Origin of the sequence: Pantoea sp. ICBG 985 (assembly GCF_002928365.1) — a bacterium.
Classification (GTDB): Bacteria; Pseudomonadota; Gammaproteobacteria; order Enterobacterales; family Enterobacteriaceae; genus Pantoea; species Pantoea dispersa.
Genome location: NZ_POWM01000004.1, coordinates 1 through 23273, shown reverse-complemented (window position 1 = coordinate 23273; position 23273 = coordinate 1). Strand labels below are relative to the sequence as shown.

General features: G+C 60.0%; 14 protein-coding genes, 3 tRNA genes and 1 pseudogene. 11 read left to right on the top strand and 7 right to left on the bottom strand.

Annotation, left to right across the window (positions count from 1 at the left end; genetic code table 11):
• Window positions 1-15 precede the first annotated feature (15 nt).
• The 4 genes from recC (at window position 16) to recD (ending at window position 11781) form a co-directional block, all read left to right on the top strand.
• A complete protein-coding gene (gene recC, locus C1Y42_RS12805) occupies window positions 16-3396 on the top strand; it encodes an exodeoxyribonuclease V subunit gamma (protein ID WP_104093656.1) in 3381 nt (1126 codons plus the stop codon).
• Window positions 3397-3503: 107 nt separating this feature from the next.
• Window positions 3504-6401, top strand: a complete 2898-nt coding sequence (gene ptrA, locus C1Y42_RS12800) for a pitrilysin (protein ID WP_104093655.1) — start codon at window positions 3504-3506, stop codon at window positions 6399-6401.
• Window positions 6398-9937, top strand: a complete 3540-nt coding sequence (recB, locus tag C1Y42_RS12795; protein WP_104093654.1) for an exodeoxyribonuclease V subunit beta — start codon at window positions 6398-6400, stop codon at window positions 9935-9937. The genes ptrA and recB overlap by 4 nt, the downstream gene beginning before the upstream one ends.
• Complete coding sequence (recD, locus tag C1Y42_RS12790; protein ID WP_104093653.1) at window positions 9934-11781, top strand: exodeoxyribonuclease V subunit alpha; 1848 nt, start codon at window positions 9934-9936, stop codon at window positions 11779-11781. Before recB ends, recD begins: the two co-directional genes overlap by 4 nt.
• Before the next feature lie 52 nt (window positions 11782-11833).
• On the opposite strand, the gene argA is transcribed toward recD, so the two are convergent.
• Window positions 11834-13162 (bottom strand): amino-acid N-acetyltransferase, encoded by a 1329-nt coding sequence (argA, locus tag C1Y42_RS12785; RefSeq protein ID WP_021506712.1) that lies wholly within the window; start codon window positions 13160-13162, stop codon window positions 11834-11836.
• A 232-nt stretch (window positions 13163-13394) separates the two neighbouring features.
• Between argA and amiC the strand changes: the two genes are divergently transcribed.
• Complete coding sequence (gene amiC / locus C1Y42_RS12780) at window positions 13395-14630, top strand: N-acetylmuramoyl-L-alanine amidase AmiC (RefSeq protein WP_104093652.1); 1236 nt, start codon at window positions 13395-13397, stop codon at window positions 14628-14630.
• An 88-nt stretch (window positions 14631-14718) separates the two neighbouring features.
• Here the strand turns inward: amiC and C1Y42_RS12775 are convergent.
• From C1Y42_RS12775 to C1Y42_RS12765, 3 genes are all read right to left on the bottom strand, one after another.
• Window positions 14719-14795: transfer RNA gene (locus C1Y42_RS12775), tRNA-Met, on the bottom strand.
• 52 nt (window positions 14796-14847) lie between these two features.
• A tRNA-Met gene (locus C1Y42_RS12770) sits at window positions 14848-14924 on the bottom strand.
• A gap of 52 nt (window positions 14925-14976) precedes the next feature.
• Window positions 14977-15053, bottom strand: a tRNA-Met gene (locus C1Y42_RS12765).
• A gap of 207 nt (window positions 15054-15260) precedes the next feature.
• Between C1Y42_RS12765 and mltA the strand changes: the two genes are divergently transcribed.
• Window positions 15261-16409 (top strand): murein transglycosylase A, encoded by a 1149-nt coding sequence (gene mltA / locus C1Y42_RS12760; protein ID WP_021507388.1) that lies wholly within the window; start codon window positions 15261-15263, stop codon window positions 16407-16409.
• Between the two features lie 60 nt (window positions 16410-16469).
• A complete protein-coding gene (gene tcdA, locus C1Y42_RS12755) occupies window positions 16470-17276 on the top strand; it encodes a tRNA cyclic N6-threonylcarbamoyladenosine(37) synthase TcdA (RefSeq protein ID WP_021507387.1) in 807 nt (268 codons plus the stop codon).
• Here tcdA and csdE read toward each other — a convergent pair.
• A complete protein-coding gene (gene csdE, locus C1Y42_RS12750) occupies window positions 17264-17716 on the bottom strand; it encodes a cysteine desulfurase sulfur acceptor subunit CsdE (protein WP_058771612.1) in 453 nt (150 codons plus the stop codon). The genes tcdA and csdE overlap by 13 nt on opposite strands.
• Before the next feature lie 4 nt (window positions 17717-17720).
• Window positions 17721-18926, bottom strand: a complete 1206-nt coding sequence (gene csdA, locus C1Y42_RS12745) for a cysteine desulfurase CsdA (RefSeq protein ID WP_104093651.1) — start codon at window positions 18924-18926, stop codon at window positions 17721-17723.
• Window positions 18927-19134: 208 nt separating this feature from the next.
• Between csdA and C1Y42_RS12740 the strand changes: the two genes are divergently transcribed.
• From C1Y42_RS12740 to rlmM, 4 genes are all read left to right on the top strand, one after another.
• Window positions 19135-19359: a YgdI/YgdR family lipoprotein gene (locus tag C1Y42_RS12740; protein ID WP_010616412.1), complete on the top strand. Its 225-nt coding sequence runs from the start codon at window positions 19135-19137 to the stop codon at window positions 19357-19359.
• A gap of 342 nt (window positions 19360-19701) precedes the next feature.
• Window positions 19702-20619 carry a transcriptional regulator GcvA gene (locus C1Y42_RS12730; RefSeq protein ID WP_010616414.1) on the top strand — a complete coding sequence of 306 codons (918 nt, stop codon included), beginning with the start codon at window positions 19702-19704 and terminating at the stop codon, window positions 20617-20619.
• A gap of 50 nt (window positions 20620-20669) precedes the next feature.
• Window positions 20670-21065: a DUF423 domain-containing protein gene (locus C1Y42_RS12725; protein WP_021507384.1), complete on the top strand. Its 396-nt coding sequence runs from the start codon at window positions 20670-20672 to the stop codon at window positions 21063-21065.
• Complete coding sequence (rlmM, locus tag C1Y42_RS12720) at window positions 21058-22158, top strand: 23S rRNA (cytidine(2498)-2'-O)-methyltransferase RlmM (RefSeq protein WP_021507383.1); 1101 nt, start codon at window positions 21058-21060, stop codon at window positions 22156-22158. The genes C1Y42_RS12725 and rlmM overlap by 8 nt, the downstream gene beginning before the upstream one ends.
• A 1009-nt stretch (window positions 22159-23167) precedes the next feature.
• Here the strand turns inward: rlmM and C1Y42_RS12705 are convergent.
• A pseudogene (locus C1Y42_RS12705) lies at window positions 23168-23273 on the bottom strand (IS110 family transposase); the annotation flags it as partial.

The following is a 23273-nucleotide window of genomic DNA, read 5'->3' as shown; positions in this document are numbered from 1 at the left end:
TCTTTAAGGAGTTTTATGTTCCGGGTTTACCACTCCAATCGGTTAGATTTATTGAAAGACTTAGCGGTAGAGCTGATAAAACTCCAGCCGCTGGCCGATCCGCTCGCGGCTGAGCAGGTGCTGGTACAGAGCCCGGGTATGGCGCAGTGGCTGCAGATGGAGCTGGCTAACCGCTTCAACATTGCCGCCAACATTGATTTTCCGCTGCCCGCCAGCTTTATCTGGAGCATGTTCGTTAAAGTGCTGCCGGATATCCCGGAAGAGAGTGCTTTCACCAAAGCCAGCATGAGCTGGAAGCTGATGCACCGGCTGCCGGTGCTGCTGGAGCAGGAGGCGTTTCAGCCGCTGCGCAGCTATCTGCATGATGACGACGATCAGCGCAAACTCTACCAGCTCAGCGCACGCGTGGCGGATCTGTTCGACCAGTATCTGGTCTACCGCTCCGACTGGCTGAACCGCTGGGAGCGCGGCGAACAGGTGGATGGGCTGAGCGATGCTCAGCAGTGGCAGGCGGCGCTGTGGCGCGATCTGGTCGAATTCACGCGCAGCCTCGGTCAGCCGATGTGGCACCGTGCCAACCTCTATGCACGGTTTATCCAGGCGCTGGAGCAGGCGACAAAGCCGCCGCCGGGGCTGCCGCAGCGCGTCTTCATCTGCGGTATCTCTGCGCTGCCGCCGGTTTATCTGCAGGCGCTGGAAGCGCTGGGCCGCCACATTGATATTCACCTGCTGTTTACCAATCCCTGTCGTCACTACTGGGGCGACATTCAGGATTACGCCTTCCTCGCGAAGCTGCAGAGCCGCCAGCGGCTGCGCCTGCATTCGCAGGAGACGCAGCCGCTGTTCCGCGATCCGGATGCCGCGCCAGCGCTGTTTAACGAACTGGGCGAGCAGCAGCTGACCAATCCACTGCTGGCCTCGTGGGGCAAGCTGGGCCGCGACAACCTGTTTCTGCTGAGCCAGATGGAGTCAGCCGCCAACGACATCGATGCGTTTGTGGAGATGTCACCGGATAATCTGCTGCACTGCCTGCAGGCCGATCTGCTCAATCTTGACGATCGCGCGGTGATTGGGCTCAGCGCTGGCGAGCTGGCAGACAGCATGGACAAGCGCCGGCTCGATCCACACGATCGTTCCATCACGCTGCAGGTGTGTCACAGCGCCCAGCGTGAAGTGGAAGTGCTGCAGGATCACCTGCTGGCGCTGATGGAAGCCGATCCGGATCTGAAGCCGCGCGATATCATCGTCATGGTGGCAGACATCGACAGCTACGCGCCTTTTATTCAGGCGGCTTTTGCCAGTGCGCCGCCTGAGCGCTATCTGCCGTTCGCCATTTCTGACCGGCGCGCCAGTCAGGCGCATCCGGCCATCCTCGCGCTGCTCAGCCTGCTGGCTCTGCCGGACAGTCGCTTTGCCTCAGAAGAGGTGCTGGCGCTGCTGGAGGTGCCGGCGCTGGCACAGCGTTTCTCCGTCGAGGAGAGCGGCCTGCGCCTGCTGCGCCGCTGGGTGATGGAATCCGGCATCCGCTGGGGACTGGATGACGCCAGCGTGGAAGCGCTGGCGCTGCCGGTCACCGGCCAGCACACCTGGCGCTTCGGCCTGCAGCGTATGCTGCTGGGCTACGCGCTGGAAAGCCGCAACGGCGACTGGCAGGGCATTCTGCCGTATGACGAATCCAGCGGCCTGATCGCCGAGCTGGCGGGCCATCTGGCCGAGCTGCTGGCGCGGCTCGACAGCTGGCGCACGCGCCTTACGCAGACACGCACCCTGGCCGAGTGGCTGCCGCTGTGCCGTGAGCTGATCGACAGCTTTTTCAGCGGCGATGCCGACAGCGAGGCGGCGCTGTTGCTGGTCGAAACGCAGTGGCAGGAGATCATTGAACAGGGGATGCAGGCCGCCTATCAGCAGCCGATTCCGGTCACGCTGCTGCGCGATGAGCTGCGTGCGCGCCTCGATCAGCAGCGCATCAGCCAGCGCTTCCTGGCCGGGCCGATCAACTTCTGTACGCTGATGCCGATGCGCTCCATCCCGTTCAAAGTGGTGTGCCTGCTGGGCATGAACGACGGCGTGTATCCGCGCACCCTGGCGCCGCTGGGTTTTGACCTGATGCAGCAGCAGACGCGGAAAGGCGATCGCAGCCGGCGTGATGATGACCGCTATCTGTTCCTTGAAGCGCTGATCTCGGCGCAGCAGCAGCTGTACATCAGCTACATTGGCCGGGCGATTCAGGACAACACCGAGCGCTATCCCTCGGTGCTGGTGACTGAACTGGTGGATTATCTGGCGCAAAGCTTCTGTCTGCCGGGCGATGAAGCCTGTGAGCCGGACGTCAGTGAGCAGCGGGTGCGGGCACATTTGCAACGCCTGCACAGCCGCATGCCGTTTGCAGCGGAAAATTTCCAGCCGGGAAGTCACGTGCAGAGCTTCGCCGCAGAATGGTTGCCGGCGGCGACCGGCAGCGGCGTGGCGCAGCCCGGGTTTGTCCAGCCGCTGCCGGTTCAGCCGCTGACCACGCTGTCGCTGGAGCAGCTGCTGCGCTTCTGGCGTCATCCGGTGCGGGCGTGGTTTCAGCAGCGCCTCGGCGTGGCTTTCTGGATGGAGGAGAGCGAACTGCCGGACAGCGAACCGTTCGCACCGGACAGCCTGGAGCGCTATCAGATCAACGCTGAACTGCTCAATACGCTGGTCAACGGTGACGATCCGGCCCAGCTGTATGCGCACCATCGCGCCGCCGGTAATCTGCCTTACGGCGCCTTCGGGGAACTTTTCTGGCAAAGCCAGACCGAAGAGATGCAGGAAGTGGCGGCGGAAGTGAGCGCGCAGCGGCTGCCGGCGGAGAGCTGGGAAGTCAACCTGACGCTGGGCGCAACGCAGTTGACCGGCTGGCTGACTCAGGTGCAAGCTGATGGGCTGCTACGCTGGCGGCCGGGCGTGCTCAACATCAACGATGGCCTGCTGCTGTGGCTGGAACATCTGGTGTATTGTGCGCTGGGCGGCAACGGCACCAGCCGCATGTACGGTCGCAAACAAAGCCGCTGGCGCTTCGCGGCGGTGGCTCCCGCCCAGGCGCAGGCGCAGCTGGCTGAATATGTGGCCACCTGTGAGGCGGGTCTGGCGCAGCCGCTGCTGCTGCTGAATAAATCCGGCGGCGCCTGGCTGGACGCCAGCTTTGACAGCAAATCCGGCCAGCTTCAGGAAGATGACGCTACGCAGAAAAAGGCGCTCAACAAGCTGTTGCAGGCGTGGCAGGGTGGCTACCAGGTTGAAGGCGAGGGCAGCGATCCCTATCTGCAGCGCCTGTGCCGCACGCTGGACGAGCCGACGCAGCAGCAGATCATCGCTGCGGCGCGTCAGTGGTATTTGCCGGTGCGCCTCGCGCATCAGGATGATGAATAGCAACGGAAGTGCGGCCTGTACCTTGGCAGCCACCGTCTTATAAGAAAGTGTTTGAGTATCCCGACCGGCGCAACGCCGGCGGATAAGGGTAACGTTAAGGGGTTGAAATGCGGATTTACGCACGCTGGATAGGAGCGCTGCTGCTGAGCATGCTGGCGCTGAATGCCTTTGCCGACGACGGGCGCGGCTGGCAGCCGATTGATGAAACCATCCGCAAGAGCGATCACGATCCGCGCAGTTATCAGGCCATTACCCTGAGCAACGGCATGACGGTGCTGCTGGTGTCAGATGCTGCCGCGCCGAAATCGCTGGCAGCGCTGACGTTACCGATCGGTTCTCTGGACGATCCCGACAGTCAGCTGGGCCTGGCACACTATCTGGAACACATGGTGCTGATGGGGTCAAAAAATTATCCGCAGCCGGATAACCTGGCGGAGTTTCTCAAGAAGCACGGTGGTAGCCACAATGCCAGCACAGCCTCGTACCGCACCGCGTTTTACCTGGAAGTCGAAAACGATGCGCTGCAACCGGCGGTGGATCGTCTGGCGGATGCGATTGCGCAACCCTTGCTCGACCCGACCAACGCGGACCGCGAGCGGCATGCGGTTAACGCTGAGCTGACGATGGCACGCTCGCGCGATGGGCTGCGTATGGCGCAGGTTGGCGCGGAAACCCTCAACCCGGCGCACCCCGGCTCGCGCTATTCGGGCGGTAACCTTGATACCCTGAGTGACAAACCCGACAGCAACCTGCATCAGGCGCTGCTCGATTTCTATCACCGCCACTACTCGGCGAATCTGATGAAAGCGGTGATTTACAGTAACAAACCGCTGCCGGAGATGGCGACGATCGCTGCACAGACCTTTGGCCGCGTGGCCAATCATCATGCCAGCGTGCCGGATATTACCGTGCCGGTGGTCACCGATGCGCAGAAAGGCATCATCATTCATTACGTGCCAGCGCAGCCGCGCAAGCAGCTGAAAATTGAGTTTCGCATCGCCAACGACAGCGACCAGTTCCGCAGCAAAACCGACACCTTAATCAGTTATCTGCTGGGCAACCGCAGCAAAAATACCCTGAACGACTGGTTGCAGCAGCAGGGACTGGCGGATGGCGTCAATGCCGGCGCGGATCCGATGACCGAGCGCAACAGCGGCGTGTTTGCCATCTCGGTTTCGCTGACCGACAAAGGCCTGGCGCAGCGCGATCGCGTGGTGGCTGCGGTATTCAGCTACCTTGATATGCTGCGCAAGCAAGGCATCGACAAGCGCTATTTCGATGAAGTTGCGCACGTGCTGGCGCTGGATTTCCGCTATCCATCAATTACCCGCGATATGGATTACATTGAGTGGCTGGTGGATACCATGCTGCGCGTGCCGGTGACGCACACGCTGGATGCACCTTATCTGGCCGACCGCTATGATGCGGCCGCGATCAACGCCCGTCTGGCTGAGATGACGCCGCAGAACGCCCGCATCTGGTACATCAGTCCCGCTGAGCCGCACAACAAACAGGCTTACTTTGTGAATGCGCCTTATCAGGTGGATAAAATCAGCGCCGCGCAGTTCAGCGACTGGCAGCAGCAGGCGCAGCAGATTCCGCTGTCGCTGCCGACCCTGAATCCCTACATTCCGTCGGATTTCTCCCTCATCCCGTCTGACGGTAAGCACTACGATCATCCGGTGGCGCTGACCAATGGCGACAGCATGCGCATCTACTGGATGCCGAGCCAGTTCTACGCCAGCGAGCCGAAGGCCGCTATTACGCTCGCGCTGCGAAACAAATCCGCGATCAGCGATGCGCGCCAGCAGGTGTTGTTTGGTCTCAACGACTACCTCTCCAGCCTGGCGCTGGATGAGCTGAATTCGCAGGCTTCGGTGGGCGGCATCAGCTTCTCTACCGGTGAGGACGACGGGCTGGTGTTCAATGCCAGCGGCTTCACCCAGCGCCTGCCGGAGCTGCTGAAAAAGCTGGTTGAAGGTTACGCCAGCTTCCAGCCGGATGCGCAGCAGCTGGAGCAGGCGAAATCCTGGTATCTGGATCGGCTGGAAGCAGCGGAAAAGGGCAAAGCGTTTGAACAGGCGATTCAGCCGATGCAAATGCTGTCCCAGCTGCCTTATACCCAGCGTGAAGCGCGACGCCAGCAGGTGAAACAGATCACGCTGCAGGAGGTGATGGATTACCGCGATGCGCTGATCCAGCACGCCACGCCGGAAATGATGGTGGTCGGCAATCTGTCGGCCGATCGCGTCAGGCAGCTGGGCGAAGAGCTTAAACAGCAGCTGCACAGCGCGGGGCACGGTTACTGGCACAGCGATTATGTGGTGGTGGATAAGCCGATCAAAGCCAACCTGCAGAAAACCGGCAGCAGCACCGACTCGGCGCTGGCGACGCTGTATGTGCCGCTCGGCTACAGCGAGTATCAAAGTATGGCTAACAGCACCATGCTGAGCCAGATTGTGCAGCCGTGGTTCTACAATCAGCTGCGCACCGAGGAGCAGCTGGGCTATGCGGTGTTCGCTTATCAGATGCCGATTGGCCGCCAGTGGGGCATTGGCTTCCTGCTGCAAAGCAACAGTAAAGCGCCCGCTTATCTGCTGCAGCGTTTCCAGGCGTTCTATCCGCAGGCGGAACAGCGTCTGCGCAGCATGAAAGCGGAGGATTTCGCCCAGTATCAGCAGGCACTGATCAACGACCTGAAACAGCGTCCGCAAACGCTGGATGAAGAGGCCAACCGTTACAGTCGTGATTTCAATCGCCAGAACTTCGCGTTTGATACGCGCGAAAAAGCCATTGCGCAAATTCAGCAGCTGACACCGGCCAGCCTGGCTGACTTTTTCCATCAGGCTGTGCTGGCGCAGCAGGGCATGGCGATGATCTCGCAGATTGGCGGCAGTCACGATGGCACCCACGATGCGGATTACGCGCCGCTGCCGGGCTTTACCACCTGGGATGAAGTCGCCCGGCTGCAGCAGTCGCTCTCCGTGAAGAGTGATGCGCCATGAGTCAGCGCCCTGAATCGCTCAATCCCCTGACGCTGCCGCTGCAGGGTGAGCGTCTGATTGAGGCCTCCGCCGGCACCGGTAAGACCTTTACCATTGGTCTGCTCTACCTGCGTTTGCTGCTGGGACTTGGCGGGCAGAATGCCTATGCGCGCCCGCTGTCGGTGGAAGAGATTCTGGTGGTGACCTTTACCGAAGCCGCCACCGCCGAACTGCGCGGCCGTATCCGGGAAAATATTCATGAGCTGCGGCTGGCCTGTCTGCGCGGCGTCAGCGCAAATCCGATGCTGATGCAGCTGCTGGCCGACATTGCCCAGCCCGCTGAGGCGGCCTCGCTGCTGCTGGCGGCGGAACGGCAGATGGACGAGGCGGCGATATTCACCATTCACGGCTTCTGCCAGCGCATGCTCAATCTCAACGCGTTTGAGTCCGGTATGCTGTTCGAGCAGCAGCTGATTGAAGATGAACAGCAGCTGTTGCGTCAGGCGACGGCGGATTTCTGGCGGCGCCACTGCTATCCGCTGACGCTGGATATTGCGCGCGTCATCGTTGCGGAATGGAGCGGGCCGGAACAGCTGTTATCGACGCTGCGCCCGTGGCTGCAGGGCGAGTCGCCCAGCCTGCGCCTGGCGCCGCACGACAGTGAAACCCTGACATCGCGCCACAGCAGCAACCTGGCACGCATTGCCGAAATGAAAGCGCAGTGGCGGGCGCTGGGCGAAGAGGTGCTGACGCTGGTCGGGCAGTCTGATGTTGATAAGCGCAGCTACAGCAGTAAAAACCTGCCGCTGTGGGTCAGCAAAGTCAGCGCCTGGGCGCAGAGCGAGACCGCGGATTACCAGATTCCCACCGAGCTGGCGCGTTTCGGTCAGCAGGTGCTCAATGAAAAAACCAAAAAGGGCGCGCCACCGCAGCACCCGTTGTTTGCCGCCATTGATACATTCCTGGCGCAGCCGCTGTCGCTGCGCGATTTGGTGATTGCACGCGCGCTGGTGGAGGTGCGTCACGCGGTGCGTAAAGAGAAACGCCTGCAGGCGCTGCTGGGGTTTGACGATCTGCTGAGCCGGCTGGACGAGGCGCTGCAACATCCCGGCGGCGAGCAGCTGGCGCAGGCGATTCGCCAGCGCTTTCCGGTGGCGCTGATTGACGAATTCCAGGATACCGACCCGCTGCAGTACCGTATTTTCCGCACGCTCTATTTACAGCAGCCGCAGCATGCGCTGCTGCTGATTGGCGACCCGAAACAGGCTATTTACGCCTTCCGCGGTGCGGACATCTTTACCTATATTCGCGCGCGAAGTGAAGTTCACGCGCACTACACGCTGGATACCAACTGGCGCTCGTCACCGGCGATGGTGGAGAGCGTCAATCAGCTGTTTATGCGCCAGCCCGCACCGTTTCTGTTTGCGGACATCCCGTTTCTGCCGGTCAATGCCGCGCCGCCCAATCAGCGTTTGTCGCTGAGTATCGACGGCGAGGAGCAGGCCGCGCTGCGCTTCTGGCTACAGCCGGGCGCAGGCTGCAGCGTCAGCGAATACCAGCAGCTGATGGCGCAGCAGTGCGCCGCTGATATCAGCCGCTGGCTGCAGGCGGGTCAGCAACAGCGCGCGCTGCTGGGCAAAACCCCCGATCAGCGGCCGGTGCAGGCCTCGGACATTACCGTACTGGTGCGCAGCCGGAACGAAGCCAATCTGATTCGCGCCGCGCTCAATCAGCTCGGCATCCCTTCGGTGTATCTCTCCAACCGCGACAGCGTGTATACCACGCCCGAGGCGCGCGAGCTGCTGTGGCTGTTGCAGGCGATCCTCGCGCCCGAGCAGGAGCGGATGCTGCGCACCGCGCTGGCCACGTCGCTGTTTGCCTTTGATGCCGCGCAGCTGGACGCGCTGGATCAGGATGCGCGCGGCTGGGATGCGCTGGTGGATACCTTTGCCCGCTGGCAGCAATTGTGGCACCAGCGTGGCGTACTGCCGATGCTGCGTCAGCTGATGCTGGAGCGCCAGCTGGCAGAAAACCTGCTGGCCTCAGAGAATGGCGAGCGTCGCCTGACCGATCTGCTGCACCTCGGCGAACTGCTGCAGGAGGCGGCGGCCCAGCTCGACAGTCCGCACGCGCTGGTGCGTTATCTGGCGCAGCAGATCGCCCGACCAGACAGCCAGTCGGCCAGCCAGCAGCTGCGGCTGGAGAGCGACCGCCACCTGGTGCAGATTGTCACTATCCATAAATCCAAGGGGTTACAGTATCCGCTGGTGTGGCTGCCGTTTGCCGCCGGTTTCCGCGAGGCCGATATCGCGCTCTATCACGACCGCGAGCATTACAACGCGGTGCTGGATTTGCAGAATGATGAGCAAAGTCTGGCGCTGGCAGAGCAGGAGCGGCTGGCAGAGGATTTGCGTCTGCTGTACGTGGCGCTGACGCGTTCGGTGCATCACTGCAGTGTAGGTGTCGCCCCGCTGTTTCGCGGTACGCGTAAGAAAGAGGGCGAAAGCGATGTGCACAAAAGCGCGCTGGGTTTTCTGCTGCAGCGCGGCGAGCCGGCTACGGCAGAACAGCTGGCGACCCTGCTGCACGACATCGACGTGACGGGCACCGAAGTGGTGCTGGCGCAGCCGCAGGGCCACGAACGCTGGCAGACGCCGGACGAGATTGACGATACGCTGGATGCGCGCAGTATCACGCGTGCGCTGGCCGATCCGTGGCGGGTTACCAGCTACTCCGGGCTGCAGCAGCACGGCAGTCACCGTCTGCTGGATGTGATGCCGGGCTTCGATGCGGAAGCGGTCGGGGAAGATCGCGAGGCGGAAGTGCTGGAAGCCGCGCTGACGCCGCACCATTTCCCGCGCGGCGCAGCGCCCGGGACTTTCCTGCATACGCTGTTTGAATCGCTCGACTTCACCCAGCCGCCTTCAGCGCCGCAGCTGGAACAGCAGTTGCAGCAGAGCGGCTATCCGCTGCACTGGCAGCCGATGCTGAGCGAGTGGATTACCCGCGTGGTGAACACGCCGCTCAACACTGAAGGGACCCGGCTGAGCGACATCACACCGGGCAATCGCCTGATCGAGATGGAGTTCTATCTGCCGATTGACGGACTGCTGACGGCACCGGCGCTGGACGCGTTGATGCGACAGGATCCGCTGTCGCGTCAGGCGCCGCCGCTCGACTTCCGCCAGGTGCAGGGCATGCTGAAAGGCTTCATCGACCTGGTATTTCGCTGGCAGGGCAAATACTATCTGCTGGATTACAAATCTAACTGGCTGGGCGAGAGCCATCAGGCATACACACCGCAGGCGATGGCGCAGGCGATGATCGACCACCGTTACGATTTGCAGTATCAGCTGTATACGCTGGCACTGCATCGCTATTTGCAGCACCGCCTGACGGATTACGATTATGAACAGCATTTTGGCGGCGTATTCTATCTGTTTTTACGCGGCATGGATGGCAGCTCGCCAGATAACGGGGTGTTCCATACCCGACCGACGTCAGATTTCGTTTCACAACTGGATAGCCTGTTTCGCGGGCCGGGAGCAGCAGCATGAGTAGCATGAGTACGCTATTGGCACAGGCGGCAGAACTGCGCCTGCTGCGGGCGCTGGATATTCAGTTTGCCCGGCTGCTGGCCGACGACGATCGGCCCGCGCATCTGCTGGCGGCTGCCTGTCTCAGCGCGGAAGCCGGTGACGGTCACGTCTGCCTGCCGTTGTCGCAGCTTACCCGCGAAGGGCTTTTCAGCGGTCGTCATCCGGAGATGGCGCACGCCATCTGGCAGGCCGCCGGCGAGCCGCAGGACTGGCCGACGCTGCTGGCGGACTGGCAGGCGCTCAGCGCCAGCGATCGCCCGGCACCGGTGGTGCTGCGTGATAACCGGCTCTATCTGCACCGGCTCTGGCATCACGAAGGGGAAGTGGCGCGCTTCTTCCAGCCACAGGCGGCGCCGCAGCTGTTTGCACCCGAACAGGTACGCAGCGTGCTGGATACCTTTTTCGGCAGTCAGCCTGAGGACTGGCAGAAAATTGCGGCGGCGGTGGCGCTGACGCAAAAAACCGCGGTGATCTCCGGCGGGCCTGGCACCGGCAAAACCACCACGGTGGCGAAGCTGCTGGCGGCGCTGATTCGCCTCAGTGAGGGAACCCTGCGCATTCAGCTGGCCGCCCCTACCGGCAAGGCGGCGGCGCGGCTCACCGAGTCGCTGGGTAAGGCGCTGCGCAGTCTCGACGTCAGCGATGCGGAGCGCCAGCGTTTTCCGGCAGAAGCCACCACGCTGCACCGTTTACTCGGTGCCCAGCCGGAGACGCAGCGCCTGCGCTACCACGCCGGTAATCCGCTGCATCTCGACGTGCTGGTGGTCGATGAAGCCTCGATGGTCGATCTCGGCATGATGGCAAACCTGATCGCCGCGCTGCCCGCTCACGCGCGGGTGATTTTTCTCGGCGATCGCGACCAGCTGGCCTCGGTTGAAGCCGGTGCGGTACTCGGGGATATCTGCCGCTGTGCCGAGGCGGGCTATAGTCCGGTGCGTGCGCTGCAGCTCACCACGCTGACCGGCTGCGAGGTTGCCGGCACCGATGATGCGGTGGCCCCGGCGGTGCGTGATGCCATCTGCCTGCTGCGCAAAAGCTACCGTTTCGCGGCGCACTCCGGCATCGGTCAGCTGGCTGCGGCGGTCAACGCCGGCGAAGCGCAGGCGGTCGAGGCGGCCTTTCAGGCGGGCTTCAGCGATATCGTGCGCCAGCCGCTCAACGATGCCGAAGCGTATCAGGCGATGCTGACGCAGATTGCCGAAGGCTATCGGCCATTTCTCCAGCTGATTAACCAGCGTGCCGCACCGGCCGAGGTGATTGCTGCGTTTGGCCGTTATCAGCTGCTGTGCGCCCTGCGCGAAGGGCCATTTGGCGTGCAGGGGCTCAATCAGCGTATTGAGCACAAGCTGATGCAGCTGCAGCTGATTCGGCGTCCGGCAGGGGGCAGCCGCTGGTATCAGGGGCGTCCGGTGATGGTGACGCGTAACGACAGCGCGCTCGGCCTGTTCAATGGTGACATCGGCATTACGCTGTTCGATGAGGAAGGGCTGCTCAAGGTGTTTTTCTCGCTGCCTGATGGCAGCATCAAAGCGGTACAGCCAAGTCGCCTGCCGGCCCATGACACGGCATGGGCGATGACGGTGCACAAATCACAGGGTTCGGAGTTTGACCACACCGCGCTGGTGATGCCGGCTCAGTTCCTGCCGGTACTGACGCGCGAGCTGATTTACACGGCTATTACCCGGGCGCGCAGCCAGCTGACGCTGTTCAGTGATGAAGCGGTGTTCCGGCGCGCGGTGCAGCTGCGCACGCAGCGGCGCAGCGGGCTGCTGGATCGCTTAGGGGGAGAAGAGGGTAGATGATTGCGCCGCCGCGGGGACTTTCCCTCAGCGGCGCTTTGATGAGCAGTGGCGCTTAGCGTAAGTCTGCCATCAGCACTTTGGAACGACGCTGATAGTTGTACATCTGCTTTTTGCTTTCAGGCAGCGACTCAATATCCACCGGCGTGAAGCCGCGCTCCTGGAACCAGTGGATACTGCGCGTTGTCAGCACGAACAGCTTCTTCAGCCCCATCTGCCGCGCCTGCAGCGCTACGCGCTCCAGCAGCAGCTCGCCGCGTGACGAGCTGCGATAGTCGGGGTGCACCGCCACGCAGGCCATCTCGCCGATTTGCTCGTCCGGGAACGGATAGAGCGCTGCGCAGGCGATGGTCATATTGTCGCGCTGAATAATGGTGAATTTGTCAATCTCCATCTCTAGCTGCTCGCGTGAACGGCGCACCAAAATGCCCTGCTGCTCCAGCGGACGAATCAGTTCGAGAATCCCGCCGATGTCGTTGATGTTGGCGCGGCGAATCTGCTCGGCCGACTCCATGACAATCTGCGTACCGATACCGTCACGCGAGAACAGCTCCTGCAGCAGTGCGCCATCTTCCTGATAGCTGATCAGATGGCTGCGGCGCACGCCGCTGCGGCAGGCTTTGACCGCGCCACGCAGGAAGCGCACGGTGCCGGAGAGAAAATCACCGTCGCTCTCCATTTCATCAATCCGCGTCTGCGCCTCGTTCGGGAACAGCTCGGAAATGATGGTGCCTTCGCGGTCGGTTACACCCTGTTCGGAGCAGAAACCGATCATCTTCTCGGCTTTTAGCTTGATCGCCAGCTGCGTCGCCACCTCTTCCGAGGTCAGGTTAAAGCTTTCGCCGGTCACCGAGACCGCCACCGGCCCCAGCAGCACAATGGCATTGTTATCCAGCTGACGATGGATCGCCTCTTCGTCAATGCGGCGGATGCGGCCGCTGTGGCAGTAATCGACGCCGTCATCCACGCCCAGCGGCTGAGCGATGATGAAGTTACCGCTCACCACATTAATATGCGCGCCCTGCAGCGGCGTATTATTCAGGCTCATCGACAGACGCGCCGTAATATCGAGCTGTAAACGCCCGGCCGCCTGCTTCACCAGCTCCAGCGATTGGGCATCGGTCACGCGCGTGTGTTTGTGGTAAATCGGCTCCAGCTGCTGCTGCGCGAGGCTGGCATCGATCTGCGGCCGTGCGCCATAAACCACCACCAGGCGAATGCCGAGACTATGCAACAGGCCGATATCGTTAACGATGCTGGAGAAGTTCTCATGCTCGATGGCCTCGCCACCCAGCATGATGACAAACGTCTTGTCACGGTGGGCATTAATATAGGGAACGGTATGGCGAAAACCCTGAACCAGTTCGGTACTGCGTTCCTTCACGGCAAACCCTCTGTGAATGGTTATTCGAAATTTTTGTATTTTTATGCTTTTTCGCTACTTTTTGCAAGCATCGGACCTGACGTTACTTTACGATTTTCCTGATGCAAGCCGCGCTAACAGACTGCATTATCTGGTTTTTCCGGCAAGACAAGACATTCCTCATTGAATAAAGTTTTCGCCTTCTGCTCGTCAACTGACGATTTTTTAGACATAACACAGTAGCTGGAGCGGCATGTCCGAAGCTTTTACCCGAAGACGACTTTTACAGGGCGCAGGTGCGCTGTGGTTGCTGAGCGTGACGCGCAGCGGTTTTGCGGCCAGTCAGCACATTGTGGCCGTGCGCATCTGGCCATCCTCGACTTACTCGCGCGTGACGCTGGAATCCAGCGTCGCGCTGCACTATAAGCAGTTCACGCTGAGCAATCCCGAACGGCTGGTGATCGATATCCAGAACCTGCATATCAACAGCGCGCTGAAAGGCATTGATAAGCTGGTGCGGGTGGACGATCCCTACATTAAAACCGCGCGCGTCGGTCAGTTCGATCCCACCACGGTGCGCGTGGTGCTGGAGCTGAAGCGCAGCGTGGCTCCGAAAACCTTCACCCTCGATCCGGTCGCGGGTATTCGCCACCGGCTGGTGGTCGATCTCTATCCCAGCCAGTCGTCACAGGAAGAGGATCCGCTGCTGGCGTTACTGAAGGATTACAACCAGGGCGAACTGGAGCGCGATCAACCGGCGCAGGCGCCGCTACCGGGCAAAGCCGGGCGCGATCGACCGATTATTATCATGATCGATCCCGGTCACGGCGGGGAAGATCCCGGCGCGCACGGCAAGTACAAAACGCGCGAGAAAGATATCGTGCTGAAGATTGGACGCTATCTGAAAGCGCTGATCGACAAAGAACGTAATATGAAGGCTTACATGACGCGCAACGAAGATGTGTTTATACCGCTGCGCGTGCGGGTCGCGAAAGCGCGCAAACAGCGCGCCGATCTGTTTGTCTCGATTCACGCTGACGCTTTTACCAGCCGGGCGGCGCGCGGCTCTTCGGTCTTCGCGCTCTCCACCAGCGGCGCAACCTCGGCCGCTGCGCGCTTTCTCGCCCAGACGCAGAACGAAGCGGATTTGATCGGCGGGGTCAGCATGAGCGGCGATCGCTATCTCGACCACACCATGTTCGATATGGTGCAGCGGCAGACCATCAGCGACAGTCTGAAGTTTGGCAAAGAAGTGCTGACGCGCATGGGCCACATTAACCACCTGCATAAACGCACGGTGGATCAGGCCGGCTTTGCGGTGCTGAAAGCGCCGGATATCCCGTCGATTCTGGTGGAAACGGCGTTTATCAGTAACGTTGAAGAGGAGCGGAAGCTGCGTACGCCGCGCTATCAGCATCAGGTGGCGGAAGCCATTCTGCACGGCATCAAGGCGTATTTTGACAAAGGCGGCGTGCTGGCACGGCGTTAGGGCAGGGCGGCAGCGATGCCGCTTTTTACCGGGCGCAGAAACAAAAAAACACCCGTCAGGGTGTTGTGATGTTCTTCGTCTGAAGAAGTGGTTGCGGGGGCCGGATTCGAACCGACGACCTTCGGGTTATGAGCCCGACGAGCTACCAGGCTGCTCCACCCCGCGTCCGTCTGTCGCACTGAGCGACTTTGCACATTGTATTCTTCGTTAAGACAATTGGTTGCGGGGGCCGGATTCGAACCGACGACCTTCGGGTTATGAGCCCGACGAGCTACCAGGCTGCTCCACCCCGCGTCCGTCTGTCGCGCTAAGCGACTTGCCACATTGTCTCTTCATTACGAAGAATTGGTTGCGGGGGCCGGATTTGAACCGACGACCTTCGGGTTATGAGCCCGACGAGCTACCAGGCTGCTCCACCCCGCGTCCGTGGATGCGCACTATACACCGGGCGTATGATGATGCAACCCCTTTTTTGCGTTAAAGCGCTAAATAGACAAACAGTTGCTGAATTATTTGGCCATTGGGCGATTTATTATACAGATGTGAGCGCGCTAGCCTGCGGCAGATTTCATTCTGTCTGCCCCTTTGCTATCGTCGCCGTGCAAACAACCAGCTTAAAAAGAGAAGGTAATGAAAGGACATTGGGCGAAGTATGCACTTACTGGCGCATTTCTGGCGCTGTTAGCCGGTTGTAGCTCTAAGCCGACCGATCGCGGTCAGCAATATATTGATGGCAAGCTGGAGCAACCGCTCGGGCTGGTGAATGAGCCGAACGCCAAAGGGCGTCCGGTCAATGGCCGTGATTTCGGCCTGCAGGTGCAGCAGATCCAGTCGGCGTCGTCCGGTCTGTATGGCCGCAACCTCGGCACTTACAGTGCGATTCAGAACTGGCTGCTCTCCGGCGCCGATACGCGTCAGCTGCGCCAGTTCGGCCTGAACGCCTATCAGATGGAAGGCACCGACAGCTACGGCAACGTACAGTTTACCGGTTACTACACGCCGGTGGTGGAAGCGCGTTATACCCGTCAGGGCGAATTCCAGTATCCGATTTATCGCATGCCGCCGCGCCCACGCGGACAGAAGCTGCCAAGCCGCGCTTCTATCTATAGTGGCGCACTGGATGAGCGTTATGTGATTGCCTGGAGCAACTCGCTGATCGACAACTTTATGATGGACGTGCAGGGCAGCGGCTATGTCGATTTCGGCGATGGCCGTCCGCTGCGCTTCTTCGGCTACGGCGGCAAGAACGGCTGGGCTTACCACAGTATTGGCAAAGAGCTGATCGATCGCGGTGAAGTGAAGCGCGAAGACATGTCGATGCAGGCGATTCGGCAGTGGGCGCAGGAGCACTCGCCGCAGGAAGTGCGCAATGTGCTGGAAACCAACCAGTCGTTCGTGTTCTTCAAGCCGGAAGAGTATGTGCCGGTGCGCGGTGCCAGCGCGGTACCGCTGATTGCCAAAGCCTCGGTAGCGTCCGATCGTTCGCTGATTCCCGCCGGCACGGCGCTGCTGGCTGAAGTGCCGCAGCTGAATGAGAAGGGCAAATTCAACGGCAAATATGAGATGCGCCTGATGGTCGCGCTGGACGTGGGCGGCGCGATCAAAGGCCAGCACTTCGATATCTACCAGGGTGTCGGCCCGGATGCGGCGCATCTGGCGGGCTTCTACAACCATTATGGCCGCGTCTGGGTACTGAAAGCCGCGCCGGGAACCGGCCAGCCGCTGTTCAGCAATCCGCAAAACGGCAATAATGGTTCATTGATTATCGGCGCAAATTGATAGGCTGCGCACCCTGGGTTTGTCGGGTGCGCGTCCGCGCATCGTACTAAAAGGTTAGCTATGAAAGTTGTCAGCGACGCCTGGCGCCAGCGATTTGGCGGCACGGCGCGTCTCTACGGGCAGGAAGCACTGCAGCGTTTTGCTGACGCGCATTTCTGCGTCATCGGCATCGGCGGCGTCGGTTCCTGGGCGGCCGAAGCGCTGGCGCGCACCGGCATCGGTAAAATTACCCTGATCGACATGGACGATGTGTGTATTACTAATACCAACCGTCAGATTCATGCGTTGCAGGGGCATGTCGGTCAGGCGAAAACCGAGGTGATGGCGCAGCGTATTCACGCCATCAATCCGGAGTGTGAGGTGATCTGCATCGATGACTTTATCACGCCGGACAATACCGCTGAGCTGATGGCGGCGGGGTTCGACTATGTGATTGACGCGATTGATAGCGTGCGCCCTAAGGCTGCGCTGATCGCCTGGTGCCGGCGCAATAAGATCCCGCTGATCACTACCGGTGGCGCCGGCGGACAGATCGATCCGACGCAGATTCAGGTCAGTGACTTAGCCAAAACCATTCAGGATCCGCTGGCTGCCAAACTGCGCGAGCGGCTGAAAAGTGATTTTGGCGTAGTGAAAAACAGCAAGGGTAAACTGGGGATCGACTGCGTGTTCTCTACCGAAGCCCTGGTATATCCGCAGCCGGACGGCAGCGTATGCGCTTCGCGCAGCACGGCGGAAGGGCCAAAGCGCATGGACTGTGCCGCCGGCTTTGGTGCGGCCACCATGGTGACCGCCACCTTTGGTTTTGTTGCAGTGTCGCACGCGCTGAAAAAATTCCTCGCGCGCGCGGCGCGTCAGTCTGCCTGATGCGCGCGGGCAGCACGCTGTACCGCCTCAGCCAGCGCCTGTAAACCACTGCTGCGCGAGGCGCTCAGCTGCGCGCGCAGCCCTAAGGTATCAAACAGCGCCAGCGGGTCTGTGGCTAACAGCGCTGCGGGCGTTTTTCCTTCCACCGCTGTCAGTAGCACCGCCAGCAATCCGCGCACAATGCGCCCCTCACTGTCGCCGTAAAAATGCAGCGTGCCGTCGGCCCGCTGCTGGCTGCTGAGCCAGACGCGGTTTTCGCAGCCGGAGAGCTCAATGTCCGCCGTTTTCAGCGCTTCCGGCAGCGCCGGCAGCTGGCGGCTGAGCTGAATCAGCTGGCGATAGCGATCTTCCCACTGATGAAAATGGGCAAACTTCTCCGTCAGGCTGGCTTCGGTAATCAGATCACCAAACGGATGGGGGGCAAGCAGGGCTGATGTCATTACGTTACTCACTCAGTAAATCCACGGCATGGTGCATGGCGCGCACCAGCGCGTCCACGTCCTGCAGATTATTATAGGGGGCAAATGAGACGCGCAGCGTGCCGCTGACGCCAAGCGCCGCCATCAGCGGCTGGGCACAGTGCTGGCCGGCGCGCAACGCGATGCCCTGTTCCGCCAGCAGCGTCACGATATCGCTGTGGTGAATACCGGCGATATCAAACGCCAGCAGGCTGGCGCTGCCGCAGCGGAAACTGCGGAAGCCGGGAATAGCGCTGAGTTGCTCTTCGGCAAGGCTGGCCAGCTGCTGGCTCCAGCGTTCGGCTTTTTCCGCATCGTACTGCCCCAGCCAGTCCAGCGCCGCACTCAGCCCGACCACGCCCGCCACGTTCGGCGTGCCTGCTTCAAAGCGCCACGGCACCGGCTGCGGCGTGAAGCCGCTGAAATCGACCTGCGTCAGCATCTTGCCGCCGCCCTGCCACGGCGGCATCGCGTCCAGCAGCTCCGCTTTGCCGTACAGCACACCAGTGCCCATCGGGCCGTACAGCTTGTGCGCGGAAAAGGCGTAGAAGTCGATATCCAGCGCCTGCACATCCGGCGGGCAGTGCACCACGCCCTGCGCGCCATCCACCATCACTTTCGCCCCAACGCCGTGCGCCAGCGTAATCGCCTGCGCCAGATCCGGACAGCCGCCGGTCACGTTAGACATCTGACCTATCGCCAGCAGCCGGGTGCGCGCGTTGAGCAGTTGCGGCAGCAGGGCGATATCCGGCCGCCGGTCAGCGCCAAGCGGCCACTTAATCACTTTCGCACCGCTGGCCTGCGCCACCATCAGCCACGGCACCAGATTGGCGTGGTGCTCGGCTTCGCTCACTACAATCTCGTCGCCCGGCTGCAGGCGCGGCGCCAGCCAGCTGTGCGCCACCAGGTTGATGGCTTCCGTGGTGCCACGCGTCCAGACGATTTGCCGATCGTCCGCCGCCTGCAGCCAGTGCGCCACGCGCGCACGCGCCTGTTCATACTGTGCCGTCAGCGCGCGGGCAGCGGCGAACTGGCTGCGGTGGACGGTGCCGCCGCTCAGCGAATAAAACTGTGCGGTCGCGTCAATCACCGCCTGCGGCTTCAGCGCGGTGGCAGCGCTGTCGAGATAGACACCCGCATCGCTCAGCGCGGGAAACTGCTGACGAAACTCGCCAGGAGAGAAATGGGTCATACTCAGCTCACTTACTTGGATGTTAGGACCAGGCTGAAAGCCACGCCGTGGCCTGGCAAAGCTGGAAAAGCGCGTTATGCTAATTATTGCAAGGTTTGAACCGAAACCCGCATAACGAATCGGTCTGTTCCAGTCGATCGCTCTGTTTGCTGCCACTGGTCAGCGCACGCGGGTGGTTTAATGCAATCAATCTGCAAGGAGATAGAAGATGAATAAACTCGCCGCAGTGCTGGCCGTGTGCACCATGGCCTTTACCCTGGCCGCCTGTTCCAGCAACTACGTCATGCATACTAATGATGGTCGCACCATTGTTGCGGATGGCAAACCAAAAGTTGACGATGAAACCGGTATGATCAGCTATAAAGATGCCAATGGCAACGAGCAGCAGATTAACCGCTCAGATGTGAAAGAGATGGTGGAAATGGGCCAGTAAGCCCGGCTAGCAGGTAAAAAAAAGCACCGCAATTTGCGGTGCTATTTAAAATCACTATGGACAGACAGGGTAAATCTACAGGAATTAAAAGTTTGATCTGCAATCGTCAGATCAAAATGCAAACACAACATCACGACCACAAGCCAAAAGCTCTCTAAAAGTCTGCGATCTCTCGCACGTTTCCAGAAATCTTTTCGTTCCGGCTCAGGAAGTGCGGCAACTATAGGTATTTGCTGGAGCTTCCTCAACGGACAAATTATAATGTCTCGGATTAAAAAATCTAATACGTAACGACTTTGTATAAGTTGCAGTGTTACGCTGTCAATCCGGGTACGGAAAACCATGTCAAAACGCCTTCCGCCGCTTAATGCTCTTCGCGTCTTCGACGCTGCGGCCCGTCATTTGAGCTTCACCAAAGCCGCTGAGGAGCTGTTTGTCACCCAGGCGGCTGTCAGCCATCAGATTAAATCGCTGGAAGATTTTCTCGGTCTCAAGCTGTTTCGCCGGCGCAATCGTTCGCTGTTACTGACCGAAGAGGGTCAAAGCTACTATCTCGATATCAAAGAGATTTTTTCGGCACTGAACGATGCCACGCGCAAACTGCAGGCGCGCAGTGCCAAAGGGGCTCTCACCGTCAGCCTGTTGCCGAGTTTCGCCATTCAGTGGTTGGTTCCGCGCCTCTCCAGCTTTAATCTGGCTTATCCGGGCATTGATGTGCGTATCCAGGCGGTAGACCGTGATGAGGAGAAGCTGGCCGACGATGTCGACGTGGCGATTTTTTACGGCCGCGGCAACTGGCCCGGTTTGCGGGTAGAAAAATTGTATGCCGAATATCTGCTGCCGGTGTGCTCGCCGCTGCTGCTGACCGGCGACAATCCGCTCAAATCACCAGCCGATCTGGCGCATTTCACGCTGCTGCATGACGCCTCGCGCCGTGACTGGCAATCCTATATTCGTCAGCTGGGCTTGCAGCACATTAATGTTCAGCAGGGGCCGATCTTCAGCCACAGCGCCATGGTGCTGCAGGCGGCGATCCACGGCCAGGGCGTGGCGCTGGCCAATAACGTGATGGCGCAGAGTGAAATTGAGGCCGGACGGCTGGTCTGTCCTTTCAACGATGTCTTAGTGAGTAAAAATGCTTTTTATCTGGTTTGTCATGACAGCCAGGCAGAACTGGGTAAAATAGCCGCCTTTCGGCAGTGGATTCTGGAAAAAGCCGCAACTGAACAAGAAAAATTCCGCTTCCGCTACGATCACTAACGCGTTGCCTGCCGCACAGTGATGTGCGGTTTCACCATGAGGATAAATGAATGTCCAGTCGTGCCATGTTTATATTTGCCGCCATCAGCGGCTTTCTGCTGGTGGCGTTTGGTGCTTTTGGGGCGCACGTGCTGAGCAAAGCGCTCGGCGCGGCCGAGATGGCGTGGATCCATACCGGCCTTGAATATCAGGCGTATCATACGCTGGCGATTATCGGTATTGGCGCAGCGATGCTGCGTCGCGCCAATATCTGGTTTTACTGGAGTAGCGCCGCGATGGCGCTGGGTATCGTCCTGTTCAGCGGCAGCCTGTATTGTCTGGCGCTGTCGCACCTGAAGTTTTGGGTGTTTGTTACGCCGGTTGGAGGCCTGTGCTTCCTGATTGGCTGGTTTTTGATGTTGATTGGCGCGCTGCGTCTGAAACGAAAGGCAGATCGCCATGAATAAAGTTTTACTCTATTGCCGTCCGGGATTTGAGAAAGAGTGTGCGGCAGAAATCAGTGCCAAAGCAGCGGAACGCGAAATCTACGGTTTTCCGCGCGTTAAAGATGACGCCGGTTACGTGCTGTTTGAGTGCTATCAGCCGGAAGAGGCGGAAAAACTGATCGCCACGCTGCCGTTCGCGGAGCTGATTTTTGCCCGGCAAATGCTGGTGGTGGGCGAGCTGCTGCGCGATCTCCCGCCAGAAGATCGTATTACCCCGATCGTCGGTATGCTGAGCGGCGTAGTGGAGAAGGGCGGCGAGCTGCGCGTTGAAGTGCCCGACACCAATGAAGCCAAAGAGCTGACCAAATTTTGCCGCAAGCTGACGGTACCGCTGCGCGCCAGCCTGCGCGACAGCAAAATCCTGCTGAATTATGAGAGCAATAAACGTCCGGTGGTGCATGTGTTCTTTATCGCGCCGGGCACCTGCTATGTTGGTTATTCGCTGCCGCACAACAACTCGCCGTTTTACATGGGCATTCCGCGCCTGAAGTTCCCGGCCGATGCGCCAAGCCGCTCTACGCTGAAGCTGGAAGAAGCATTCCATGTGTTCGTGCCGGCCGATGAGTGGGATGAACGGTTGGGCAGCGGCATGTATGCGGTCGATCTCGGTGCCTGCCCCGGCGGCTGGACCTATCAGCTGGTGAAGCGCAGCATGTGGGTCTACGCGGTGGATAACGGCCCGATGGCACCAAGCCTGATGGATACCGGACAGGTTACGCACTGCCGCGAAGACGGGTTCAAATTCCGCCCGCCGCGCAGCAACATCAGCTGGCTGGTGTGCGACATGGTGGAAAAACCGGTGCGCGTCGCCAGCCTGATGACCGAATGGCTGGTCAACGGCTGGTGCCGTGAGGCGATCTTCAACCTCAAGCTGCCAATGAAAAAGCGCTATGAAGAAGTTACGCAGAACCTGGCAATGATGGACGCGGCGCTGAAGGAGAAGGGCGTAAACGCGCAGATCCAGGCGCGCCAGCTGTATCACGACCGCGAAGAAGTGACCGTGCATGTGCGCCGGATTTGGGCGGCAGTCGGCGGACGGCGCGACGAACGCTAGTTCTGCTTCATACTTTGCGCTATCGCGGCGCTGGCTGCGCCTGCTTCATACTTTGCACTACCGCGGCGTTGGCTGCACCTGCTCGCCCCGGTCACATACTAATGTATGCTCCCGGGGACTCTCAGGCTTGCCGCCTTGCGCTAGCACAAATTATTTCGCAGATTGGCTGCTTCGTATTAATGCAGGTAACTGCAGGCCGCATAACATTTGTAGCGGCGCGATTCATCGCGCAATAAATTGCGCCGCAACTAAACCCGCGATCGTTGTGGAATGGGGCTGAAACCAGCCTGAACAGCTCGGGCTTGTCGTCCTGCGGTGGCACAAATTATTTCGCAGAAATTAGGTGCACTAACCCGTAGCGGCGCGATTCATCGCGCAATAAATTGCGCCGCTACCAAGACCGCAACCGATGTGGAATGGGGCTATAACTCGCCTGACCAGCTCGGGCTTGTCGTCCTGCGGTGGCACAAATTATTTCGCAGAACTTCTGCTTCATTCTTTGCACTATCGCGGCGTTGGCAGCGCCTGCTCGCCCCGGTCACATACTAATGTATGCTCCCGGGGACTCTCAGGCTTGCCGCCTTGCGCTAGCACAAATTATTTCGCAGAAATTAGCTGCACTGACCCGTAGCGGTCCGATTCATCGCGCAATAAATTGCGCCGCTACCAAAACCGCAACCGGTGTGGAATGGGGCTATAACTTGCCTGACCAGCTCGGGCTTGTCGTCCTGCGGTGGCACAAATTATTTCGCAGAAATTAGGTGCATTAACCCGTAGCGGCGCGATTCATCGCGCAATAAAGTGCGCCGCAACTAAACCCGCGATCGTTGCGGAATGGGACTGAAACCTGCCTGAACAGCTCGGGCTTGACGGGCTGCTGTGGCACAAATTATTTCGCAGAAAGTAGGTGCACTAACCCGTAGCGGCGCGATTCATCGCGCAATGTGTGGGATTGAATTTACCTGACCAGCTCAGGCTTGCCGTCCTGCTGTAGATACCGTCTTGCCGGTTACCTGGCAAGACATATTTCGGCATCGAACGGACGACCCGATTTCAGCACGCCATAAGCCAGCTGCAGCAGCTTCTTCATCGCCGCGCACACCACGACTTTTCCC

Coding starts and splice junctions, on each gene's coding strand:
- recC (WP_104093656.1), top strand. CDS start 16: ATGTTCCGGGTTTACCACTCCAATCGGTTAGATTTATTGAAAGACTTA.
- mltA (WP_021507388.1), top strand. CDS start 15,261: ATGAAAGGACATTGGGCGAAGTATGCACTTACTGGCGCATTTCTGGCG.
- amiC (WP_104093652.1), top strand. CDS start 13,395: ATGTCCGAAGCTTTTACCCGAAGACGACTTTTACAGGGCGCAGGTGCG.
- recB (WP_104093654.1), top strand. CDS start 6,398: ATGAGTCAGCGCCCTGAATCGCTCAATCCCCTGACGCTGCCGCTGCAG.
- rlmM (WP_021507383.1), top strand. CDS start 21,058: ATGAATAAAGTTTTACTCTATTGCCGTCCGGGATTTGAGAAAGAGTGT.
- C1Y42_RS12725 (WP_021507384.1), top strand. CDS start 20,670: ATGTCCAGTCGTGCCATGTTTATATTTGCCGCCATCAGCGGCTTTCTG.
- C1Y42_RS12730 (WP_010616414.1), top strand. CDS start 19,702: ATGTCAAAACGCCTTCCGCCGCTTAATGCTCTTCGCGTCTTCGACGCT.
- tcdA (WP_021507387.1), top strand. CDS start 16,470: ATGAAAGTTGTCAGCGACGCCTGGCGCCAGCGATTTGGCGGCACGGCG.
- csdE (WP_058771612.1), bottom strand. CDS start 17,716: ATGACATCAGCCCTGCTTGCCCCCCATCCGTTTGGTGATCTGATTACC.
- csdA (WP_104093651.1), bottom strand. CDS start 18,926: ATGACCCATTTCTCTCCTGGCGAGTTTCGTCAGCAGTTTCCCGCGCTG.
- recD (WP_104093653.1), top strand. CDS start 9,934: ATGAGTAGCATGAGTACGCTATTGGCACAGGCGGCAGAACTGCGCCTG.
- ptrA (WP_104093655.1), top strand. CDS start 3,504: ATGCGGATTTACGCACGCTGGATAGGAGCGCTGCTGCTGAGCATGCTG.
- C1Y42_RS12740 (WP_010616412.1), top strand. CDS start 19,135: ATGAATAAACTCGCCGCAGTGCTGGCCGTGTGCACCATGGCCTTTACC.